At 45.0% G+C, this 1,716-nt stretch carries 2 protein-coding genes; one reads left to right on the forward strand and one right to left on the reverse strand.

The genetic code is table 11. The features are described from left to right. Positions 1 to 113 precede the first annotated feature (113 nt). Positions 114 to 497 (reverse strand): hypothetical protein, encoded by a 384-nt coding sequence (locus tag QOL76_RS21205; RefSeq protein WP_283414963.1) that lies wholly within the window; start codon positions 495 to 497, stop codon positions 114 to 116. 381 nt (positions 498 to 878) lie between these two features. Between QOL76_RS21205 and QOL76_RS21210 the strand changes: the two genes are divergently transcribed. After that, positions 879 to 1,640: a tyrosine-type recombinase/integrase gene (locus tag QOL76_RS21210; protein ID WP_283414964.1), complete on the forward strand. Its 762-nt coding sequence runs from the start codon at positions 879 to 881 to the stop codon at positions 1,638 to 1,640. The last annotated feature ends 76 nt before the right edge of the window (positions 1,641 to 1,716 follow it).

Below are 1,716 nucleotides of genomic sequence, written 5' to 3' on the forward strand. Positions count from 1 at the left end.
ATCCTGACTCAATGCCCATAAGAACTTCTCCGGTTCCGTGCAACAGCGGTTTCATTGTTCGTGCTACGCACGCAACGAAAACCTAGTTGTTGGCACACGTTTTTTATTTTTTTTCATTCTAATATTATCAGTAGTCCTAGTGTCACGGGAGTAATTGCGTAGTACAATAGACCTGCCTTGTATGTCCACAAATGATAAGTCGATAATTCCTTCTTTTTATAGTTTCTATATGCTATAACTCCCATAATAATTGGGGCTACTAGAATCAGATAAAACATTCCTAATGAAGCCATTCCTGACCATGCCCAAAGAAGAGTCGTCAATGCTACAAGAAGAAGTCCGCCATAGGTTGCAAAAATCAAAAATAAGTCAATTGCTGGTGGATTGGGGATTTCTTCTGTTTTCATTCTTCTTAAAAGTCGTAAATACATTAACAGTCCGATTAAAGGAATTACCAAGTGAATGGCTACTGCTATGATAATATCAACGGTCTTCATTTTTTAATGTGTGCCAACGTTTTGCAGCTTGCCGAAGGCGGGGCTTTCGGAGCACCATCTGTCAAGCTACCACTAATGTTTATTAATTGCCGAAAAGTTTCTGTAACCACGTCCGCCCCGCTTTTGGCAAGGTGCTGTTGCACTAAACCTGCGGTAGTTTCAAGAGCAGCCAGAAAGAGGTAACTTTTTAATTCATTCTTAACCTCATATCAATCATGAAAAAAAAAGGAGAACCTCATCCAGGCTGCCTGTTCTAATGTAGCAGGTTTTACTGAACTGCTAGCCAAGTTTGAACAAAAAGTTGTCGTCGCCGGAAAAAGTAAAAGTACACTGGCAAACTACGCCAGACATCTGGCCAAACTGGCTCTCCACTTCAACGAATTGCCCACTCAAGTGGACCCCGACCGGATTAACGATTACCTGCATCTGCTCAAGCGGAGTCACAACACCCCTTCAGAAGCTTATTTCAAGTTTACAGTTTATGCCCTAAGGTTTGCCTACCGCATTGAGGGGATGAAGGACAAACGGATCGAACTTCCTACCATCAAGCGAAGCAAAAAACTTCCGATTGTGCTCAGCCAGGAAGAGATGCGTAGACTCCTTAAAGCTCCCAAACTGCTCAAGCACCGCGTTCTGATAGCCTTACTTTACGGTTGCGGACTCCGTTGTTTTGAGGTCAGGAATCTGAAGATTGCCGATCTGGATTTTGACAGAAAGATACTGCATGTGAAGGATGGTAAAGGAAAGAAAGACCGCTATGTTCCGCTAGCAGATATTCTGATCCGTGGAATTAAGACTTACCTGGAAGCCGAACAGCCCCTTGAATGGTTGTTCAACAGTAAAGGTGAGCAGATCATTGGTCGTGCCGGAGGAGACTTTGACGGACGCTACTCCCAGCGAGGGGTGCAATGGGCAGTGAATGAAGCCAAAAAGAAAGCCGGTATTCTCAAGCCGATGAACGTCCACACGCTCCGGCATACCTATGCCACCCACCTGCTGGAAGAGGGATTGGATATCCTGACCATTAAAGATTTGCTGGGGCATGAATGCATCGATACCACGATGATCTACCTTCACGTAGCCCAGACTGAAAAAAGCCGTGCCTTCAGTCCCCTGGACAGATCCTACCTGTCCAGAAAGTGAAAGCACGCTTTGAAGTGGCCCATGTGCTCAAGCAACATTGGGCAGAGGTCGAAAAGCACCCACATATCAACAGCTG

This window comes from Algoriphagus winogradskyi (assembly GCF_900182815.1).
GTDB classification, from domain to species: domain Bacteria; phylum Bacteroidota; class Bacteroidia; order Cytophagales; family Cyclobacteriaceae; genus Algoriphagus; species Algoriphagus winogradskyi.

What these genes read in the sequence shown, in the direction of transcription:
- QOL76_RS21205 (WP_283414963.1), bottom strand. Translation starts at nt 497, where the DNA reads ATGAAGACCGTTGATATTATCATAGCAGTAGCCATTCACTTGGTAATT.